17 protein-coding genes are annotated in these 20,681 nt (G+C 73.3%); 11 read left to right on the top strand and 6 right to left on the bottom strand.

The window, feature by feature from the left end; translation table 11 throughout:
• Positions 1-7: 7 nt before the first annotated feature.
• Genes C3V38_RS03010 through C3V38_RS02995 form a run of 4 tightly spaced genes read right to left on the bottom strand, consistent with a single transcriptional unit; the run spans position 8 to position 4,962 of the window.
• A complete protein-coding gene (locus C3V38_RS03010) occupies positions 8-643 on the bottom strand; it encodes an ABC transporter ATP-binding protein (RefSeq protein WP_106385051.1) in 636 nt (211 codons plus the stop codon).
• Positions 640-2,286: an ATP-binding cassette domain-containing protein gene (locus C3V38_RS03005; protein ID WP_106385050.1), complete on the bottom strand. Its 1,647-nt coding sequence runs from the start codon at positions 2,284-2,286 to the stop codon at positions 640-642. The genes C3V38_RS03010 and C3V38_RS03005 overlap by 4 nt, the downstream gene beginning before the upstream one ends.
• Entirely contained in the window at positions 2,279-3,274 is a 996-nt protein-coding gene (locus C3V38_RS03000) for an ABC transporter permease (RefSeq protein ID WP_254426063.1), read from the bottom strand. Before C3V38_RS03000 ends, C3V38_RS03005 begins: the two co-directional genes overlap by 8 nt.
• Positions 3,271-4,962: an ABC transporter substrate-binding protein gene (locus tag C3V38_RS02995; protein WP_254426062.1), complete on the bottom strand. Its 1,692-nt coding sequence runs from the start codon at positions 4,960-4,962 to the stop codon at positions 3,271-3,273. The genes C3V38_RS03000 and C3V38_RS02995 overlap by 4 nt, the downstream gene beginning before the upstream one ends.
• A gap of 95 nt (positions 4,963-5,057) precedes the next feature.
• Between C3V38_RS02995 and C3V38_RS02990 the strand changes: the two genes are divergently transcribed.
• From C3V38_RS02990 to C3V38_RS02960, 7 genes are all read left to right on the top strand, one after another.
• Positions 5,058-5,345 (top strand): helix-turn-helix transcriptional regulator, encoded by a 288-nt coding sequence (locus C3V38_RS02990; RefSeq protein WP_106385049.1) that lies wholly within the window; start codon positions 5,058-5,060, stop codon positions 5,343-5,345.
• A gap of 93 nt (positions 5,346-5,438) precedes the next feature.
• Positions 5,439-6,758, top strand: a complete 1,320-nt coding sequence (locus C3V38_RS02985) for an aldolase/citrate lyase family protein (protein ID WP_106385048.1) — start codon at positions 5,439-5,441, stop codon at positions 6,756-6,758.
• Positions 6,755-8,155, top strand: coding sequence for an allantoinase AllB (gene allB, locus C3V38_RS02980; RefSeq protein ID WP_106385047.1), 1,401 nt, complete (start codon positions 6,755-6,757; stop codon positions 8,153-8,155). Before C3V38_RS02985 ends, allB begins: the two co-directional genes overlap by 4 nt.
• Positions 8,152-9,177 (top strand): allantoicase, encoded by a 1,026-nt coding sequence (alc, locus tag C3V38_RS02975; RefSeq protein ID WP_106385046.1) that lies wholly within the window; start codon positions 8,152-8,154, stop codon positions 9,175-9,177. The genes allB and alc overlap by 4 nt, the downstream gene beginning before the upstream one ends.
• Positions 9,178-9,181: 4 nt before the next feature.
• The gene (locus tag C3V38_RS02970; protein WP_106385045.1) at positions 9,182-10,306 is read left to right on the top strand and encodes an XdhC family protein; all 1,125 of its coding nucleotides are present in this window, start codon (positions 9,182-9,184) and stop codon (positions 10,304-10,306) included.
• A gap of 99 nt (positions 10,307-10,405) precedes the next feature.
• The gene (locus tag C3V38_RS02965; RefSeq protein WP_106385044.1) at positions 10,406-11,482 is read left to right on the top strand and encodes an isopenicillin N synthase family oxygenase; all 1,077 of its coding nucleotides are present in this window, start codon (positions 10,406-10,408) and stop codon (positions 11,480-11,482) included.
• 291 nt (positions 11,483-11,773) lie between these two features.
• Positions 11,774-13,309 (top strand): NAD(P)-binding domain-containing protein, encoded by a 1,536-nt coding sequence (locus C3V38_RS02960; RefSeq protein WP_239550510.1) that lies wholly within the window; start codon positions 11,774-11,776, stop codon positions 13,307-13,309.
• A gap of 13 nt (positions 13,310-13,322) precedes the next feature.
• Here the strand turns inward: C3V38_RS02960 and C3V38_RS02955 are convergent, their stop codons facing one another.
• Together C3V38_RS02955 and C3V38_RS02950 are read right to left on the bottom strand one after the other, a co-directional pair.
• Positions 13,323-14,789, bottom strand: coding sequence for an HNH endonuclease signature motif containing protein (locus tag C3V38_RS02955; protein ID WP_254426061.1), 1,467 nt, complete (start codon positions 14,787-14,789; stop codon positions 13,323-13,325).
• Positions 14,790-15,342: 553 nt separating this feature from the next.
• Positions 15,343-15,936 carry a helix-turn-helix domain-containing protein gene (locus C3V38_RS02950; protein WP_106385041.1) on the bottom strand — a complete coding sequence of 198 codons (594 nt, stop codon included), beginning with the start codon at positions 15,934-15,936 and terminating at the stop codon, positions 15,343-15,345.
• A 229-nt stretch (positions 15,937-16,165) separates the two neighbouring features.
• Here C3V38_RS02950 and C3V38_RS02945 point away from each other — a divergent pair, with 229 nt between their 5' ends.
• From C3V38_RS02945 to C3V38_RS02930, 4 genes are all read left to right on the top strand, one after another.
• The gene (locus C3V38_RS02945; protein WP_106385040.1) at positions 16,166-17,572 is read left to right on the top strand and encodes an amidohydrolase family protein; all 1,407 of its coding nucleotides are present in this window, start codon (positions 16,166-16,168) and stop codon (positions 17,570-17,572) included.
• Positions 17,569-18,366, top strand: a complete 798-nt coding sequence (locus C3V38_RS02940; RefSeq protein ID WP_106385039.1) for an ABC transporter ATP-binding protein — start codon at positions 17,569-17,571, stop codon at positions 18,364-18,366. Before C3V38_RS02945 ends, C3V38_RS02940 begins: the two co-directional genes overlap by 4 nt.
• Entirely contained in the window at positions 18,366-19,319 is a 954-nt protein-coding gene (locus C3V38_RS02935; RefSeq protein ID WP_371412136.1) for an ABC transporter permease, read from the top strand. The genes C3V38_RS02940 and C3V38_RS02935 overlap by 1 nt, the downstream gene beginning before the upstream one ends.
• 143 nt (positions 19,320-19,462) lie before the next feature.
• Positions 19,463-20,662 (top strand): ABC transporter substrate-binding protein, encoded by a 1,200-nt coding sequence (locus tag C3V38_RS02930; RefSeq protein WP_254426060.1) that lies wholly within the window; start codon positions 19,463-19,465, stop codon positions 20,660-20,662.
• The last annotated feature ends 19 nt before the right edge of the window (positions 20,663-20,681 follow it).

Below are 20,681 nucleotides of genomic sequence, written 5' to 3'. Positions count from 1 at the left end.
TGGCGAGTCATCGAAGCGTCACGACGTGATCCGCCCACCCGGCGGCCGCGTCCCGGTCGTGGGTGATGGCGAGAACACCGAGGCCGCGGTCGGTCCGCGCCCGGAGGACCTCGAGGACGACGGCGGCGGCATCGGGGTCGAGGTGCGCGGTCGCCTCGTCGGCGAGGAGGTAGCGCGGCTGCTGCGCCAGGGCCCGGGCCAGGCACGCCCGCTGGAGCTGTCCGCCGGAGACCTCGCCCGGACGCCGGTCGAGCAGCGACGCCTCCAGCCCGACCTCCCGAGCGAGTGAGTCCACGTCCACGGCGATCCGCCGGCTCCGCCCGGGCAGGGCGATCATCCGCCGGAGCGTGAGTCGCGGGTCCGCCGCGGCTGCCGGGTCCTGGTCGAGAAGCGCGGTGTGCCCGGGCAGACGACCGCGCCGCGGCCGGACCTCGCTCGCAGTGCCGTCCTCGGTCACGATCACCGATCCGGCGGTGGGCGTGAGGAGCCCGGCGAGCAACCGCGCGAGGGTGGTCTTGCCGCTACCCGAGGGGCCGGCGAGGGCGGTGATCGTGCCCGCGGCGACGGTGATGTCGGTCGGGGGCAACGCATCCGCGCTACAGCCGGGGTAGCGGAATGCGGCGCCGGCGGCAACGAGGGTCACGGTGTCACCAGCTCCCCGACGGGTGCGGCGGTATCTGCGTGGCCGAGGATGCCCTGGGAGGGGTCCGCAGGGCACAGGCGCCCTGCCTGCATCGACACGACCTCGTCGGCAGCACCGCTGGCTTCGAGCGCCACCAGGTCATGCGTTGCGAGCAGCACCGCGACACCGGTCTCGTCGGCCAGGCGCCGCAGCTGCCTCAGGACGGCGAGTGCGAGAGCGGGGTCGAGTCCGGCGGTGGGTTCGTCGGCGAGCAGCACCGACGGCCAGGTGCCCAGCGCGACGGCAATGGCCATCCGCCGCAGCTGGCCGCCGGAGAGCTGGTGCGGGTAGCGGTCGGCGAGCGCGGGGTCGACGCCCACCAGTCGGCACAGCGCGTCCACGTCGGCCGAGCTGCTGCCGGTGCCGCCCGCGCTGCCGCGGGCTGCCGCGACCGCGATTGACTCCTCCAGCTGCCCACGGATGTGCCGGGTCGGGGTGAACGCGTCGGCGGCGGTCTGCGGAACGTGGCCGGTCACGCCGCGGCTGTGCCCACCCACCCCGCTCCCACCCAACTCGATCCGGCCGGCGACCACCGAGCCCGGCGCCACGAGCCCGGCGCACGCGTCCAGCAGGCTCGACTTGCCGGCGCCCGACGGGCCGACGATCGCCACGACCCGACCGGGCTCGACGCGCAGGGACACCCCGTCCACCGCGGTCTCCCCGGCGTTCGCGCCGCTGCCCGCATGCCTCACCGTGAGATCGTCCACGCGGAGCGCCGCCCGGGTGGTGCGCGTCTCGTCGTCGTCGTCACCGTCGACGGGAACCGACGCCAGACGGCCACCGCGACCACCGGCGGCCGACCCCGCACCCCGTCCCGCCCGTCCTGGCCCGAGCAGGGCCACGGCCGCGGTGACGGCGATGAGCGCGGCGGTCGGGAACGCCAGCGGCCACCACCGGCCCACCAGCAGGCCGGACTGCGACATCGCGACGAGCGTGCCCAGGCTCGCCCGCTCGGGCGACAGGCCGATCCCCAGGAACGACAGTGTCGACTCGTGCCACACGGCGTGCGGCACCATGAGCACCACGGCGAGCCCCGCCTGACCCGCGACCGCCGGCACCACGTGCCACCGCGCGACCTGTGCCGGGGACGCGCCCGCCGCGCGCGAGGCCGCCACGTAACCGGTGGCCATGACCTTCTGCGCCTCGGCCCGCACGACGCGCGCCACGCCCGGCCAGTGCGTGAGCGCCAGGGCGAGCACGATCGCGGCCAGCGATCCGCGGAACAACGCCACCACCACGACCGTCGCGAGCAGGTGCGGCACGGCGGCGACGGCGTCGGTGGCCCGCATCAGCGCCGCGTCGGCGCGCCGCCCGCCCGCCGCGGCCGCGGTCCCCACGACCACCCCGAGCAGCCCGGCCAGCGCCGCGGACCCGGCGGCCACCGCCAACGACACCCGCAGCGCCCGCGCGACCAGCACGGACAGGTCGCGGCCGAGGGCGTCGGTCCCCATCGGGTGCGCGGGCGAGGGCGGCAGGTCGGCGGCGAGGTAGTCGGAGGTGGTAATAGCGTCGGGCGCGAGCACCGGCCAGAGCAGCGCGAACACGACGATCGCCGCGAGCAGCGCCGCCCCCGCGACCCGCCGCGCGGCCGGGCCCTCACGCATCGATCCGCACCCTCGGGTCGGCGAGCAGCAGCAGGCAGTCGGCGATCCACGTGCCCGCGAGCACGGTCAGCGACGCGGCGACGGTCACCGCGGCGAGCAGCGCGAAGTCCGCCCCGAGCGCGGCGTCGACGGTCGCCGCGGCCAGCCCGGGCCACGCGAACACCGTTTCCACGACGAGCGAGCCCACCATCACCTCGGGCACGCGCGCGCCGACCAACGCGATGAGCGGCGCCCACGCCACCGGCGCGACGTGCCCGGTCAGGACGGTCCACTCGGCGAGGCCGCGGGCGCGCGCCTCGGCGACCGGCGGGGAGTCGGCGGCCTCGGTGACCGCGCGCCGGAACGCGAGCAGCAACCACGGCACCTGCCCCGCCGCCAGCACGCACGCCGGCAGCAGCCCGTACCGCACGACCCCGCCGATGGTGGCGGCCTCGCCGGGCGGGGCGGCGCCGGCCACGGGCAGCCATCGCAGCGCCACCGCGAACACCGCGACCGAGCCGAGCGCCAGCGCGAACGTCGGCACCGAGCTCAGCGCCACCGCGAGCCCGGCCAGGGCGCGGTCCACCGTCCCGTGGGGGCGCCGCGCCGCGACGAGGCCGGAGATGACGACGACGACGAGCGCGATCCCCACCCCCGCCGCCGACAGTCCCACGGTCCACGGGATCCGCTCGGCGAGCACCTCCACGACGGGTTGGCGGTACGTGGGGGAATAGCCGCCGTCGCCGGTCGCGAGTCCCGCGATCCACCGGCCCCAGGCCTGCCACCAGGGCAGATCGGTGCCCAGGGCGGCGGCGGCGGCGGAGCGGTCGGCGGCGGTCATCCGCTCGTAGCCGGAGCCGAAGTGGGCGGTCAGCGGGTTGAGCGGCGAGGCGCCGGCCAGGGCGAACGCGGCGAGCGTCACGGCGAGCACCACCACCGGCGCCGCCAGGGCGCGGCGGACGGTGAGGCGGGTGAGCTCGGCCCGGCGCTCGCGCAGGCGGCGAATCACGGGCGGGCCGTCCAGCGGTGGATCGCCCACCACGGTCCCCAGGTCGCGCCGTGGACGTGCGGCTCGAGGATCGGTGCGGGACCGGTGTGGCCGGTGTCGCGGACGACGTAGGTGTGCTCGAGCGTGACGAGGAACAGGTGGCCGGGGTCGCGCAGGTATTCCTGCTGGGCGCGGCGGTACAGGCGGGTCCGCTCGGCCGGGTCGGCGGTGTGGCGGGCGGCGCCGAGGGCGCGGTCGACGTCCTGGTTCGCGTAGCCGCCGGGGTTGTCGAGCGGGCCGGAGGTGCGGGTGGCCGAGTGCAGGGTGCGGTGGACCTGCGTGTCGACGGTGAAGGGGTTGTCGCCGCCGCCGAGCAGGACCGCGACCTCGGAGCGTCGCGCCTCGATCTCGTCCCACGTCGCGCCCCACAGCTCGACGGCCACGCCCAGCCCGCGCAGCTGGTCGGCGACCGCCGACGCGAGCTCGCGGCGCAGGGAGTCGGCGGCGGGGTAGGCGAGGACGAACTCTGCGCGGGCGGGGGCGCCGGCTGGCGCGGTGCCGTTTGGCGCGGTGCCGTTTGGCGCGCCCGCGCGGCGGGTGAGCACCCCGTCCGGCCCGGGCCGCCACCCGGCGGCCGCGAGCAGCTCGCGGGCCTCGGCCCGCCGGGCGGCGGGGTCGGAGTCAGCGCCGACGGCGTCGGTGCCCGGCTCGTGCTCGGGGTAGGCGTCGGTGATGGGGGAGGAAGTGGGCCGGCCGTGGCCGGCGAGGACGTGCTCGACCAGGGAGTGGCGGTCGATGGCGGCCGCGAGCGCCCGGCGCACCGCCGGGTCGCCGGTGAACGGGTGGGCCATGGGCAGCGCAACGGCCCGCCAGTCGGCCGAGTTGATCGACACCAGCTCCGTGCCGTCGCGGCCGGCGAGACCGGAGGCGAGGGTCGGAGGCAGGACCGTGCCGTCGACCTCACCGGTGAGAACCATCTGGGCGCGGGCGTTCTCGTCCGGCACCGACCTCAGGACGAGGGTGTCGACCTCGGGCGCGCCGTCGCGATGGTCGGGGTTGCCGGTGAGGACGGCCTCGCCCGGGGACAGGCGCTCCAGCCGGTACGGCCCGGTGCCGACGGGATCGGTGTTGAGCGTCGACGCCGCCGCCGGCCCGGGCGCGAGCCGCTCGGAGGGAGCGATGCCCAGCAGGAGACGGGCGGGCATGCCCGGGTCGGGGGCGTCGAGCCGGAACCGCACGGTGAGCGGGTCCGGGGTCTCGACGCCCGCGATGGAGGTGTAGTCCGAGGCGATGGGCGAGCCCGAGGCGGGGTCGGCGACCGCGCGGTAGGTAGCGGCGACGTCGCTCGAGTCCAGGGCGCTGCCGTCGTGGAACCGCACGCCCTCGCGGAGGCGGACGGTCCAGGTCAGGCCGTCCGTGCTGACCTCGGGCTCGGCCGCCGCCAGGGCCGGCACGAGGTCGGGTAGGTGTTCGTCGTCGGCGGCGTCGGGGCGTAGCAGGCCCTCGTAGATCGGGGAGACTCCGGTGGAGCCGTACCCGGAGACCGGGTTGAACTCGCCCAGCGGCGCGGAGTCGGCCAGGACGACGCGGTCGCCGGCGCCGGTCCCGCTGCCCGGCCCACCCGCCCCGCCGGCCGCGGGCATCGCGCAGCCCGACGCGAGCACGCCCAGTGCGACGGCGGCGCCGGCGGCGGCGTAGAACGGTCTCACGAGCAGCTCCTGCCTGCGGGGGATACGTGTCCGCCCGGACACATACTGCGGCGAGCGTAGAGGCGGAATGTGTCGCCGCTGTTACGGAGGAACCGATGGACGTCGACGACTGGGCCGCCCGGTTCGACCTGCTCGCCGACCCCACCCGGCTCGGGCTCCTCGCGCACATGCACCACGCCGGACCGGGCGTCGCGACGGTGTCCGACCTGGCTGGCGCCGTGGGCATCACCCGCAACGCCGCGTCCCAGGCGCTGCGGATCCTGCGCGAGCAGGGCTGGGTGTCCGCGACCCGGGACGAGACCGACGGCCGGATCGTGCGCTACACCCTGGTCGACGACACCGTGCACCGGATCCTGCACCTCATGGGCGCGCGGCACGACTGAGCGCGGCGTAACACGGGCGACATGAGCGGGTCACCGCCGCGGAACCCGGCGTGGATACACATGGAGCGCATCGCCGGCCCTCCAGGAGAACCCATGCCCTCGCTCACCCGCCTGTACACCCGCGCCGATCTGGCTCTGGCCGCCGTCGACGCCCTGGCGGTCCGGCGATTCCCCGACACGCCACCCACCCGGCAGCCCGTGCACACCCTGTACCTGCCCGCCGACCGCGTCGGCGCCGGCGTGGTGGCCGAGACGGGGGCGGCCGCGCTCGCGGCGTTCGACGAGCACCTGCCGGACCCCGGTGCCCTGCGGAGGGTGTTCAGGGCATGCCTGGTCAGCGGTGGTGCGCAGGGCCAGACAGAGTCCTCGGAGCTCCACGCACTGGTCCGGGCCAAGCTCGAGCGGGAGCCGATCGAGGACCTGCGCATCGACTTCGAGGACGGCTTCACCCAGCGCGGCATACCCGCCGTGCTGCGCGACTGCGACGAGGACGCCCACGTGGACCGGGTGCTCGCCGAGGTGGTGACCCGGCCCGGCGCCGCCCTGCCGCCGTTCTGGGGACTGCGCTTCGGCTCCTTCGACCCGACCACCCGGCGCCGGGGAATCCGGACCTTCGTCCGGGTGGTCGGGGGTCTCGCCGCCGCGCCGGACCGCGACTCTCTGCTGGCCGGGTTCCGGCCCACTCTGCCCAAGGTCACCGCCGTCGAGCAGGTGCGCGTGATGGTCGCGCTGTGCCGCGAACTCGAGACCGAGTACGGCCTGGCCGAGCGCGCCCTGCGGTTCGAGATCCAGATCGAGACCCCGCAGTCGATCTGCGGCCCCGACGGCACGGCGCTGGTCGCGAGGCTCGTCCACGCCGCGGACGGCCGCTGCATCGGACTGCACTACGGCACCTATGACTACTCGGCCTCGCTCGGAATCGCGGCCGAGTACCAGGCAATGGACCACCCGGCCGCCGACCACGCCAAGGCCGTCGTGCAGGTCGCCGCCGCGGGCACGGGCGCGGTGCTGTCGGACGGGTCGACCAACCGGCTGCCCGTCGGCGCCGCCGAGGCGGTCCACGAGGCGTGGCGCCGGCACGCCGGGCTGATCGACCGCTCCCTGCGCCGCGGCTTCTACCAGGGCTGGGACCTGCACCCGGCCCAGTTGGTCTCCCGCTACGTCGCCACGTACGCGTTCTACCGGCGCTCCGTGCCCGGCGCGTGCGCGCGGCTCGCCGCGTACTCCGGCACCGGACCCGACGCCGGCTACCTCGACGAACCCGCCACCGCCCGCGCGCTCGCCGCGTTCTGCCTGCGCGCCCTCGACTGCGGTGCCGTCACCGCCGACGAGATCACCACCCGCGCCGGACTCGGTCGGGATGACCTGGTCACCCTGACCCGGCCGGGAGCCCGACCACAGGAGAGCAGATGACCCACCCCGACCTCGTGATCCGGGCGCCCCGGGCGATCGTCGACGGCGCGGAGAGATCCGCCCTCGTCGTCGTCGCCGATGGCACCATCACCGCCGTCGACACCGCGCCGGGCGCCCTCGACCGGCCACCCACCGGTGCCCGGACGGTGACCCTGCCCGGCGACGCCGTCCTCCTGCCCGGCCTGGTCGACACGCACGTGCACGTCAACGAACCCGGCCGCACCGACTGGGAGGGATTCGCCAGCGCCACCCGCGCGGCGGCGTGCGGCGGCGTGGCCACCCTCATCGACATGCCGCTCAACTCCAGCCCCGTCACCACCAGCCCCGCCGCGCTCGAGGCCAAGCTCGCCAGTACGCCCGGGACACTGCACGTCGACGTCGGATTCTGGGGCGGAGCGGTGCCGGAGAACCTCGGTCGACTTCGCGCACTGTGGGACCGCGGGGTGTTCGGGTTCAAGTGCTTCCTGCTGCACTCGGGCATCGACGAGTTCCCCCCACTGGACCCCGCGCAGATGGAGGCGGCCATGGCCGAGATCGCGGGGTTCGGTGGGCTGCTCATCGTGCACGCCGAGGACGCCGGCACCATCGCAGCGCAGACGCCGCCGTCGGGCCCCGCGTACACCGGGTTCCTCGCCTCGCGGCCCGTCGACGCCGAAGTGCGCGCGATCGCGCAGGTCATCGACGGCGTCCGCCGCACCGGATGCCGCGCCCACATCCTCCACCTGTCGGCCGCCGCGGCGTTGCCGCTCATCCGCGAGGCCAAGGCCGAGGGGCTGCCGCTGACCGTGGAGACGTGCCCGCACTACCTGTCGCTGTTCTCCGAGGAGATCCAGCCCGGAGCCACCCACTACAAGTGTTGCCCGCCGATCCGCGAGGCCGGCAACCGCGAGGCGCTCTGGGACGGGCTGCGCGACGGGACGATCGACCTGGTCGTCTCCGACCACTCGCCGTGCGTGCCCGAGCTCAAGCGCTTCGACACCGGCGACTTCGGGCAGGCGTGGGGCGGGATCGCCTCGGTGCAGCTGGGGCTGCCGATCATGTGGTCCGAGGCCCGCCGGCGAGGGATGGGGCTGGCGGACGTGGTGCGGTGGATGGCCACGGCGCCGGCCGCGTTCGCCGGCCTGTCCGACCGCGGTGCGATCCGCCCCGGCACCCGCGCCGACCTGGTGGTCCTCTCGCCCGACGACGCTTTTGTCGTGCTGCCCGAGCGGCTCCAACACAAGAACCCCGTCACCGCCTACGCCGACCGCGCCCTCGCCGGTGTGGTGCGCGAGGTCTACCTGGCCGGCCGGCGCGTGGACCTCGACCAGCCCGCCGCTGGTCGACTCGTCACCAGGCCCGGCGCCGCGGAGCTCAGTCCCGCCACCCCGCCCGCCCGAACGGAGATCCCCGCATGACCGCCACCTCACCCCCCACGCCCGCCTTCCTCGCCCTCCCGGACCTGGCCTCGCGCGCCCTGGCCGGCGCGGTCGTGTACGCCGACGACGAGTTCTTCGCCGAGAAGGAGAACCTGATCCTGCCCGGGGAGCCCCTGTTCGACCCGACCCTGTTCGGGCACAAGGGCAAGATCTACGACGGGTGGGAGACGCGGCGGCGGCGCACGCCGGGCCACGACGCGGCGATCATCCGGCTGGGCGTGCCGGGCGTGGTCCGGGGCGTCGTGGTGGACACCGCCTTCTTCCGCGGAAACTACCCGCCGCAGGTCGCGCTGGACGGGGCGTGGATCGACGGCTATCCGGACCCCGGGCAGCTCGCCGCGGCGCCGTGGCGGCCGCTGGTCGAACCGTCGTCCGCGCAGGGCGACACCCGGAACCCGTACGTGGTGGCCGACGAGCACCCCGTGACGCACGTGCGGCTGCGGATGATCCCCGACGGCGGCGTCGCCCGGCTCCGCGTGCACGGCGAACCGACCCCTGACCCGCGTTTCCTCGCCGGGACCGTGGACCTCGCGGCGGCGGAGAACGGCGGCCGGGTCGTGGACTGCTCCGACCTGTTCTACTCGTCGCCGGCCAACATCATCGCGCCCGGCCGGTCCCGCCACATGGGCGAGGGCTGGGAGAACGCGCGCCGCCGCGACAACGGCAACGACCACGTGACGGTGGCACTCGCGGACGCCGGCACGGTGGACCACGTGGAGATCGACACCTCCTACTACATCGGTAACGCCCCCGGTTCGGGGTCCCTGCACGGCATCCGCAGGGCCGAGGACCTCGAGCGTCCCGGGGCGTGGGTCGAGCTCGTACCCCGAACCCCGCTGCAGCCGGACACCCGGCACCGGTTCCTCGTAGGGCCCGCGGACCCCGTGCGGTTCGTCCGCCTCGACGTTTTCCCCGACGGCGGCATCGCCAGGCTGCGGGTGCACGGCCGGCTCACCCCGGACGCACTCGGGGCGATGGCGGCACGGCTCGGGACGCGGTGAAGCCGTGCGAAGCGTCCTCGAGGTCCTGAGCAGGTGGCGCGCAGAGGGGGTGCCGTGCGCCCTCGCCCGCGTCGTGGCCACGGGCGGTTCGGCCCCTCTCGCGCCCGGCACCGCGATGGTCGTCTCCGCGACCGGCGCGGTGGCGGGCGGGGTGTCCGGGGGCTGCGTCGACGGTGCCGTGTTCACGCTGTGCCAGCAGGTCCTCGACGACGGGCGCCCGGTCACCGCGATGTTCGGCCCCGACGGTGACGAGCTCCTCGGCGTCGGCCCCACCTGCGGCGGGAGCCTGGAGGTGTTCGTCGAACCTGTTCCACGTGCCGCCGATGCCCTCGTCCGCGCCGCGGCGGCGGGGCGACGGGTGGTGGCGGCGACCGTCCTCGACGGCCCCCGCGCCGGTGAGTGGTCGGTACGTGCCGCCGAGAGCGACGAGGACGAGGTGCCGCCGTGGGCCCGCGGGCCGATGGGGGCGGCGGATTCCGGTACCGCGGAACCGGTGGTGGTTCCCGCCGAGATCGCGGGGTGTACGAGTCGCGTGTTCGTGCACCCGTTGGCGGCCCCTCGGTTGCTGGTGTTCGGTGCGAACGCGTTCGCCGAGGCGCTGGTGCCGTTGGGCGTGGCGCTCGGGTACCGGGTGACGGTGTGTGACGCAAGGCCGGTTTTCGCGGTGGCGGAGCGGTTCCCCGCCGCGGATCGGGTCGTCCGCTGCTGGCCGCACGAGTTCCTGCGGCGGACCCCGGTAGACGTCTCCACGGCGATCTGCGTGCTGACACACGATCCGAAGTTCGACATCCCGCTCCTGCTCGAAGCCCTGCGCACCGACGCGGGGTACGTGGGCGCGATGGGCAGCAGACGGACCCATGCCGAGCGGGTCACGCGGCTCGCGGGGCTTGGGTTGGGGGAGGCGGAGTTGCGGCACCTGTCCTCTCCGATCGGACTCGACCTGGGTGCCCGGACCGCCGCCGAGACGGCATTGTCGATCGCCGCAGAGTTGATCGTCCACCGCCGGGGCGGGACCGGTGCCCGCCTCGCGCGGCTCGATTCCGCCATCCACCGACGTACCACCGCTGCGCGACCGGGTGTAACCGGCGCGACACACGCGGGTGACGAGGCCGGAACGAGCTCTCGGTAGACAGGAGACGCACCGACGCTCGCCCCTCCGGGTGGGTGCCGTGCCCGGCACACCGGCCCCCGTCACCTCGGCCGACACCTCCGCCACAGGAGTAGATCCATGACCACTGCACCCCCCGGTTTCCATGTCCCGATGGTGGACATCTCCCCATACGTCGACGGAGGGGCCGACGAGGCCCGGTCCCGTGTGGCCCGCGAGCTCGACGAGGCCTGTTCGACCGTCGGCTTCATCCAGGTCGTCGGCCACGGGATCCCGTCGGAGTTGACCGCCGGCCTGGCCGGCGCGATCGACGACTTCTTCGCCCTGCCCCTCGATGTCAAGAAGTCCTACCGGGTGGCCGGCGCCAACCGCGGGTACAGCCCGCCGAAGAGCGAGTCGCTGAGCCTGAGCCTGGGTGTGGAGTCGGCTGGGCGGATGAACGACTTCTTCGAAGCGTTCAACGTCGGCATCGAGGCACGGTCGTTCCCAGACTTGGAGCTGTCGGAGGCCGACTACGGCATCAACGTCTGGCCTGAGCTCCCCGGCGCCGGGACGGCGGGGTTCCGCGAGCGCATCGACGCCTATTTCGCCGAGGCCTCTCGGGTCGCCCGCACCCTCACGCGTGTGTTCGCCGACGCCCTCGGCCAGCCGTCCGATTTCTTCGACCGGCTCACCGATCACTCGGTCGACGTGCTCCGGATGGTGAACTACGCGCTCGAGGAGGGGCCGGTCACGCTCGACGGCGAGCTCCGGGGCATGGGAGAACACACCGATTTCGGGCTGGTCACCGTGTTGTGGGCGGATCGGGTGGCCGGGCTGCAGGTCCTCGGCGCCGACGGTGTCTGGCACGACGTGCAGCCCGTCGAGGGCGGACTGCTGGTCAATCTCGGCGACCTCACCGCCCGGTTGACCAACGACCGGTGGATGTCGACCCTGCACCGCGTCACGCCGCCGATCGTCGAAGGCACCGTCGTCCGCCGCCGCTCGGCGGCGTTCTTCCACGATGGCAACATCGACGCCGTGATCGAGACCCTGCCCGACTTCGTGGGGGCCGACGGAGACGCCTACGAGCCGATCACCGTCCGGGAGAACATCGCCGCGAAACTCGCGGGGTCCAGGCACGGCCGGGCCAATACCGCGGCGGCCCGCGAGGCCGCACGGGTGCTGGCCGCGGCGTCCCCGACGCGGGCACGGTGACCGACGTCGTGCTGGTGCACGGCGCGTGGGCGGGCGAGTGGGCCCGCACCCCCTCACCACCGGCCGGTTCTCCCGCCACACCGGCCTGACGTCGGCGTAACACCGTGGAAAAGCGGCGCTGCCAGACTGAGGATCGACACCGCGACGGTGCGGTCGGCCCAGCCGATCCGGTCGCCGGGCGACCGACGCCCCGGAGGCCGAGTCATCAGTCAGGCAGCGGCGCGGAGTCCGCCCGGGCGCAGGACCCGGGCACGCCCGGAAGCCCCGGGCCAGACGCCACAGGAGATGTCCATGACCTCCGTGATCTCCGAGATCCCCCAGCTCGACCACGCGACCGGGTCCCGTCGCCTGCCCGACGCCGACGCCCGACTGGCGAGGCTCGCCGCGCGCGTGCGTGAGGACATCGAGACCACCAGCCACGTCCGTGACTGGATCCCCCGCGACGACAGCTCGCCCGACCTGGACGTCCTCGTCATCGGCGGCGGTCAGGCCGGGCTGGGAACCGCGTTCGCGCTGGGGCGCCAACGCATCGACCGCGTCCTGGTGGTGGACGACGGCCCGGCGGACCGCGTGGGCTGCTGGGATCGCTTCGCCCGCATGCACACTCTGCGGAGCCCCAAGCACATGCGCGGCATCGAGTTCGACGTCCCGTCGCTGCACGTCCGCCGGTGGTTCGAGGCCGTCTACGGCGAGGAGGCGTGGGCGGAGATCGGCCTCGTGCCGCGGCTGGACTGGAACGACTACCTGCGGTGGTATCGCGACATCACCGGCCTCACGGTTCGCCACCGCACTCGGGTGACCGCCGTACACCGGCCCACGACCCCGGACGGCCCCTTCACCGTGGAGCTGACGGGCGCTGGCACGGGCGGCAATGCGGCCGGCACGTCGGTGACCGCGCGGCGGATCGTCTTCTCGCTCGGGTTGGCCGGCAGCGGCGGGCAGCGCGTGCCGGGTGTCGTCCGGTCGCTGCCACGCGAGCGGTGGTTCCACACCGAGGATCCGATCGACTTCGACGCCCTGCGCGGCCTGCGGGTGGCCGTCCTCGGTGGCGGGGCCTCGGGATTCGACAACGCTGCTACAGCGCTGGACCACGGTGCCGCGCGCGCGGACGTGTTCCTGCGCCGCGAGACCCTCCCCGGCTCCAACCCCTTGCGTTGGATGGAGTTCCCCGGGATGCAGGAACGCTTCTACGACCTGGACGACCGGGCCAAGTGGGACTTCACCCTCCTCAGCGGCGGTCTGCCGCAGCCGCCCACCCAGCACACGGTGTGGCGCTGCTTCGCCCACCCCGACTTCGCCCTGCACACCGGCTGCGGGTGGGACGGCGTCGAGGTGGTCGACGACGGCGCGGGCGGGAGCGAGCTCGCGATCGACACCCACGCCGGCCGTGTCCGTGCCGACGTCGTGATCAGCGCCACCGGATACGAGGTCGACCTGCGGCGTCGCCCGGAACTGTCCGAGTTCGTCGACGACATCGCCCTGTGGGCGGACGTCCACGACTTCGCCGCGGACCACCCCGCGGGCCGCAGCCCCTACCTCGGGCCGGGTTTCGAGTTCACCGAGCGACACCCGGGGACCGCGCCGTGGATCACGCGGCTGCACCACTTCTCCACCGGCGCACGCACCTCGATGGGGGTCACCGGCAACCAACTCTCGGGGATCTACGGCGGGATCAGCCGGATCGCGGGGGCCGTCACGACGGCGATCACCCGGGAGAACTGGGGTCGCCTGGCCTCCGACTTCGCCGATTTCGAGTTCCGCGAGGTGCACACGGTCGGCCCGCACGGCCCCGCGGACGGACCGTATCCGACCCGGCCGAGGTACTGACATCGCGATTGCTTTAAAAGGGTGGCGGGACATCGTCGACCGGTCCGGGTGGTCTGTTCTCGGGCTCCCGACGAGGACGCTGTCGTTCGGTCTCGGCCATCGCGCGGAACCGGCGGCGGTCAGCAGCGCGCCGGTGCCGCAGGTGCGGCCGCCGCCGCGCGATCGCTGAACCGCTGCCGGTCCGGCCCGCTTCGGCGGCCTCCTGCTGTCGGTGACTGGACTCGGAATGTCGCGGCGCGGCGAGACCCGCCAGTGGCCCGGTGGGCTGGCTCGCGACGCGGGTGCCGGGGTCCGGGTCTGGATGGTTCGGCCCGTGCATCCAGATGTAGGTGCCGTCCACGTCTCGGTAGTACGCCCAGATGCCGTCGGTCTTGAGTCGGTGATGGCATCGGCACAGTGATCCCAGGTCATCAGATGTGGTGTGGCCGCCCCGGTCTGGATCGTCGTGGTCGAACGGGATGATGTGATCGAGGTCCGCTTTCTCGGCGGGCGTCTGACATCCGGGGAAGACGCAGGTGCCGTCGCGCCCGCGACAGAAGCGTGCGAGGGCTTCCGAGGGGGTGTATCGGAGGGCGGCGTCGGAGTCGGGGTCGGCCAGGTCCGCGAGGGAATCGATCCTGCGGCGGGCGCTGCGCTCGAGTTCGTCGGCGGTGTGGCCGGTGACGGGGCCGTATCCAGCCAGCGTCACGCCGCGGTTGTCCGGGGTGCCGTCGTCGTAGGCGTTGATGATCACGCGACGTGCGGCGGTGCGGGCCTCTGGGTCGGTGGGATGCTCGCCGTCGGGATCGGGCAGGCAGGCCCACCCGCGGCTGAGGGCCAGCAACCCGGCGGCACGGAGTTGCCCGATCGACCGTGGATCGTCCTTCGAGGCGGTCCGGGCGATGGCCTCGATACGGTCCGCGATCTCCACAGCCGACTCCGCGGTGAGAGTGGCGGAGATGAGTGCCCGGTCGTCGGCCAGCGGGATCATCTCCACGTCCTCGTCCTGCCGCGCCTGGCGGGCCCGGGCGTCGGCCCCCACCGGATCGCAGGCCCGGACCGTCTTTCCGAGCATCTTGCGCAGGGGCCCGGGCCGGGGCGGATGGGTGCGGCGTCTCGTGGGGGCCAGCCCGTCGCTAATCCTCCGGTCGAGCTCCGGCATCAGGTGGTCGGCGACCATCGCCGTCTCCTCGGCGATGGTGTGGGCTGCGAGGAGCCCGATCCACCCGGTCGCCACCAGCGCCGCGGTGCGGGGGAGCCGTTCGGTGAGCTCGACGGCAGTGGTGACGAGCCGGGCCGCACGGTGGCGCGACATACCCATCGAGACGCCGAGCATGGAGGCCGCCGTTTCCCAGGGATCGCGGTACCGGTCTCGATCGCCCGCGAGCTGCACGCAGTCATAAGCGAAGGCGAGCGAGCGGCCCTCGGCGGCGTTGATGACTCGTTGCGCCAGGTAGCCGTGTCGCTGGTTGACGTCCCACTCGCTGAAGGCGTCGGGCACGATGACCTCCAACTCGGGCCCGGTCGCGGTGCGGAACCCCGGTGGAGGAAAGGGCGGGTCCCCGGTGTCCTCGGGGCCTGGATGGACTGCGGAGCTCTCCTCGCGGGCTCGGCTCGGTCGGTCTCGGTGCTGTCCCTCTGACTCGGACGCGCGCGTGTCTTTCGTAGCCATGATTCGACACTATGTTCGAGGTACGACATCGTCCGGCGGCATCGGCCGGAGCGGGCTCGACCGGACCTTGTCGGAAGGACCGCCGAGATGGCGCGTGCGTGCGCTGACCTGCGGACGCCGCGCAGGGCGCCCCAGGTCAGAAGGTCGCCGAGGTTTCCGGGCGGGTGGCGCGGCAGGGGAGGGCCGTGTCGCGACCACTCGGCAGGTGCGTCGGCGGATGGGGCATGCCGCAGCCCTGCCCAAGGGTCTGACCTGGGGTGCCCTGCTCGCGGTGTGCAGGGGACCCCAGGTCGCGGCCTCGGGCGACCGGGCGACCCCGAGCGTCTGGGGTGCTGAGGCGTGCGGGCGTGGGGTGGTGAGGCTTGCGGCCGGACCGGTGCCCTCAGCCGGGCCTGGCCACGATGAGGCAGGCCTGCTCGCCCTGGGGGACATACCAGCGGTGGGGCAGGGTGCCGTCGTAACGGGCCACGTCGCCGACGTCGAGTCGGCTCGTCGCGCCGCCGACGTCGAGCAGGATGGTGCCGCGGGTGACGTAGAGCCACTCGTCGCCGGGGTGCTCGAAGAACCGGCCGGGGACGTGGTTGGTTTCGACGAACTCGAGGAACTGGGTACCGTTCGGGCCGCCGGGGAGGAGGCGGGTGTGTCCTCCGACGGTGCCTTCCGAGCGGGTGAGCACAGCCCCCTCTGTGGCGCGCCGAATGTCCACGCCGCGATCGGGGGAGCAGGGGCCCGCTGCGGGGTCAGTTGTGGAGCTGACCGCTTCCAACAAGTGGGCCTGTGTGGTGCCGAGTGCGTGGGCCAAGCCCTCGAGCGTGGCCATGCTCGGGGCGGCCTTGCCCCGCTCGATCTGGCTCAGGAACGGCTGCGAGATCCCGGCTTGACCCGCTACCTCGACGAGCGTTAGTCCGAGCTGGCGGCGGTGGTGACGGATGCGCGCGCCGAGGCGTTCCTGGCCGTCGCCTCGAGCGGTGCTCATCTGTCCTCCTGACGGTTTGGCGGTTTGACGGTTTGGCGGTCTGCGGTCTGGCGGGCGGTGGACGGGCGAGTCGGTTACACACCGGAACCACGAGGTAATCGCCCGGCAACACGGAACCACCAGACTCAGCGCTATTGACGAGGTCAATATCCCGCGTCCGGCTCGGAATGACAAGCGTTACCCCAGCGGCCGCCGCGGGACCGTTCGGCAGAGCAGGAGAACAGGGTCCGTGGACATACTCACCCTCCGGCGCGGGGCCGCCGGGCCTACGACCCCGGCCCCGGATCTGGCCCAGGCACCTGCGCCGGCGCAGTGGGCACGGGCGCGCGCCGCCGCCCCCGGTACGACGGAGCACCCGCGGCAGGTCGACCGCATCGCCGGGGTGCGACTGGTCGACGGTCGGGTGGTCGACCTGGACATCGTCGGCGACACGGTCGTGGCGGTCCGCGCCCCAGGCGGCGCCGGCGATGTCGGCGGTTGCGCCGCCAGTGTCACCGGTGCCGCGGCGGCTCCGGGCCCGGCGATCATCGACGGCCGCGGCTTTCTCGCTCTGACGGCGCCGGCCGAGCCGCACGCCCACCTCGACAAGGCGCTGAGCTGGGGCTCGACCCGCCCACCGGGGTGTGACCTCGGCGAAGCGATCGAGGCGTGGCGGGCCCACGCGGTGACCGTGGACGCCGAGGAGATCCACGCCCGTGCCCTGATCGCCGCGCGGCGCCTGGTGGCCAACGGCACGACGGCGGCCCGGAGCCACGTGGATCTGCACTCCGACGGCGACCCGCTCCGCGGCGTGCGGGCCCTCGTGCGGGTCCGTGACGAGCTCGCCGAGGCGCTGGACCTGCAGATTGCCGTGATGGTCCGCGAGGAGGACAGCGGCGCCCGCGTCCGAGCCGCGATCGCGGCCGGGGCTGACCTCATCGGCGGCGCCCCGCATCTGGCCACGGACACCGCCGCCGAGACCCACCGGCTCGTCGACCTCGCCGAGGAACTGGGCACAGGCGTCGACCTGCACGTCGACGAGTTCCTAGACGGGGACCACGCCATGCTCGGCCCGTTCACCGACAGGGTAGCGGCGTGGGAACCCGGTCGGATCCGGACCGCGGGGCACTGCTGTCGGATCGGCGCCCTGGACGCCGCCAGGCAGGCGGGCGCGGCCGTCGCGCTGAGCGGGGCGGGCGTCGGGGTGGTGACGCTGCCGATCACCAACCTCTACCTGCAGGGCCGTGCCGAGTGCACGTCCACTCCGCGCGGCCTGCCGCCGATCCGCACACTCCTCGACGGCGGCGTCACCGTGGCGGCGGGTGCCGACAACGTCCGCGACCCCTTCAACCCGGTGGGCCGCTCCGACGCCACCGAGACCGCGATGTTGCTGGTCGTGGCAGCCCACCTCGACATGGACACCGCGTGGCACCTGGTCACCGACGGCGCCCGCGAGGTCATGGGCCTGCCGCCCGCCGGCCCCGAGGTCGGTCGCCGCGCCGATCTGCTGCTCGTCCGCGCCAGTGGGATCGACGACGTGATCGCCGACGCGCCCGCCGACCGGATCGTCCTGCGAGCAGGCCGCGTGGTGTCCGCGAGGGCAGCCCTCGTCGTCGACCCCTTCGCCCCAGTCACCACCACAGAGGAGGCCCCATGACCACCGCGCAACCCACCGCACAGTCCAGCCCACAGTCCAGCCCACAGCCCACTACCCCGCCCGGCTCCGAGCTCCTCGGCTTCTCCGACGTCGGCGTGACCTACCCCAACGGCACCCGCGCGCTCGACGGCGTCGACCTGCGGATCCGCGCAGGCGAGTTCGTCAGCGTGGTGGGCCCCTCCGGCTGCGGCAAGTCGACGCTGCTCAGCCTGGCCTCTGGGCTGGCCACGCACACCGACGGCTACATGCAGACCGGGACCGACCGCATCGGCTACGTCTTCCAGGACGCGACCCTGCTGCCGTGGCGCACCGTCGCGCAGAACGTGGAGATGCTCGCCGAGCTGGACGGTGTCCCGCGCGCCGAGCGGCGCGACCGCGCGGCGGCAGCGATCGAACTGGTGGGCCTCGCCGGGTTCGAGCAGTCGCTGCCCCGCGAGCTCTCCGGCGGCATGAAGATGCGCGTCTCCCTGGCGCGGTCCCTGACGTTGGATCCGGAGTTGTTCCTGTTCGACGAGCCGTTCGGGGCGCTCGATGAGATCACCCGCCAGCGGCTCGGCGACGAGCTGTTGGGGCTGTTCGCGGCCAAGCGGTTCGCCGGGCTCTTCATCACCCACTCGGTCGCGGAGGCGGTGTACCTGTCCACCCGTGTGGTGGTCATGTCTGGCCGGCCGGGGCGCATCGTCCACTCGGTCGACGTGCCGTTCGGCCCGGCGCGCGACCCCGAGATCCGCTACACGGCGGACTACATCAACCTCGTCGGCGAGGTTTCCCAGGCGCTCGAGGAGGCACACTGATGAGAGGCACACTGATGAACGGGATCACCGCCCGCGCCTCCGGGCCGACCGTGGGTACCGACGGCGACGACGAGGTCATCACCTCCGACGTGGGCAGCGACCCCGTCACGGGACCGGCCGGGGGAGCGGAGACGCCCCCGGTGGTCCGTAGCCGGCAGTGGCTGTCGGCCGACGGACCCGCGGTGCGCTACGGTGGGCCGCTCGCGGTTCTCGCCGCGGTGCTGGGCCTGTGGTACTTCGTGAGCTACGCGGTGCTCGAACCTTCGCGGCGGTTCCTGCTGCCGGCGCCGCACGTGGTGGTCACTGACGGCCTGTTCGGGCCCGACATGCCGGACATGCTCGAGGCGCTCGGGCGGACCGCGACCGTCGCGCTGACCGGGCTGGCGATCGCGTTCGTGATCGGAGTGGTGTGGGCGGTCGTGATGAGTCAGGAGAAGTGGGCCGAGCGCTCGCTGTTCCCGTACGCGGTGGTGCTGCAGTGCATCCCGATCCTCGCGCTGGTGCCGCTCATCGGGTTCTGGTTCGGCTTCGGTTTCACCGCCCGGGTGTTCGTGTGCGTGCTCATCGCGTTGTTCCCGATCGTCTCCAACACCCTGTTCGGGCTGAAGTCCGTCGACCCGGGCCTGCGCCGGCTCTTCACGCTGCACCACGCCGGGCGCCTCACGGTGCTGCGCAAGCTCGAGGCCCCCGCCGCCCTGCCGGCGCTGTTCGAGGGTCTGCGGGTGGCGGCCGGGCTGTCGGTGGTCGGCGCGATCGTCGGCGACTTCTTCTTCAAGCAGGGTGACCCGGGGATCGGCATCCTCATCGACACCTTCCGGGCGCGGCTGCAGGCGCCGGAGTTGTTCGCCTCGATCATCCTGGCCTCCCTGCTCGGCGTGGCCGTGTTCCTGTTCTTCGGCCTGCTCTCGCGCCGGGTCGTGGGGAGTTGGTACAACCCGGACACCGATCGCTAGTCGCTACCGTGCGTCACCAGCCGTAACGACACACGACCGAACCCGCAACACCGCCGAAACACGGCCGATGTTCACTCTTCGTTATTGATCACATCAATACGCCCATCGGCACCCTTCACCCGCCATCCGATCCAGGAGTTCCCATGCGACGCACCGTCACCCGCACCGACACCCCCCGTTTCACCGCGCCCCGGTCCGCAGTCTCCGTGGCCGCGCTGTGCGCCCTCGGCGCCGTCACCCTCACCGCCTGCGGCGGCTCCGAGTCCGCAGAGGCCTCCGGCTACAGCGGCGAGATCGGCGCGGTCGACCTCAGCGACGTGTGCGCGGAGAAGATCGTGGTCCAGACCGACTGGAACCCCGAGGCCGAGCACGGCCACCTCTACGAACTGCTGGGCCCCGAGCCGACCATCGACGCCGGCGCCAAGTCGGTCTCCGGGCCGCTGTTCGCCTCCGGCGAGTACACCGGCGTGGACATCGAGGTCAGAGCCGGCGGCCCGGCCATCGGGTTCCAGCAGGTCACCGCACAGATGTACCAGGACCCCGACATCATGCTCGGCTACGTGGACGCCGACCAGGCGGTCCAGAACTCGCTGAACAACCCCACCATCGGCGTCTTCGCGCCGCTCGACATCAACCCGCAGATGATCATGTGGGACCCCGAGACCTACCCGGACGTCGAGACGGTCGCCGACCTCAAGGACGAGAACACCAGGGTCCTGTACTTCGAGGGCAACGCCTACATGGACTACCTCCTCGGTGAGGGCGTCCTCGACCCCGCCCAGGTCGACGGCAGCTACGACGGCTCGCCCTCGAACTTCGTCGCCTCCGGCGGCGCGGTCGCCCAGCAGGGCTTCGCCAGCGCCGAACCGTTCATCTACGAGAACGAGGTCCCCGAATGGGGAAAACCGGTCGCCTACCAGCTGCTCCACGACCTCGGCTACCCGATCTACAAGTCGATGATGGCCGTCCGTAGCGCCGAACTCGAGGACGACGCCGCGTGCCTCGAGAAGCTGGTGCCCGTGCTGCAGCAGGCAGAGGTCGAGTACTTCGAGGACCCGGCGCGCACCAACGCGGTGATCGTCGACGCCGTCGAGCAGTTCAACACCGGCTGGGTCTACAGCGCCGAGCTCGCCGACTTCGCGGTCGAGGCCATGCTCGAGCGCGAGCTGGTTGGCAACGGCCCCAACGCCACGATCGGTGACTTCGAGGAGGACCGCCTCGCCGACATGGTCTCCAAGGTCAAGGGCGTCTACGAGGCCGCGAACGTCGAGATCGCCGCCGACGTCTCGCCCGAGACCGTCGCCACCAACCGCTTCATCGACCCGGCCATCGGGCTCAAGTGACCGGTGCTCGAGTGAGCCC

It is taken from the genome of Dietzia sp. oral taxon 368 (assembly GCF_002999155.1).
In the GTDB taxonomy this organism is placed as follows: Bacteria; Actinomycetota; Actinomycetes; order Mycobacteriales; family Mycobacteriaceae; genus Dietzia; species Dietzia cinnamea.
This window is presented reverse-complemented; position numbering and strand designations above follow the sequence as displayed.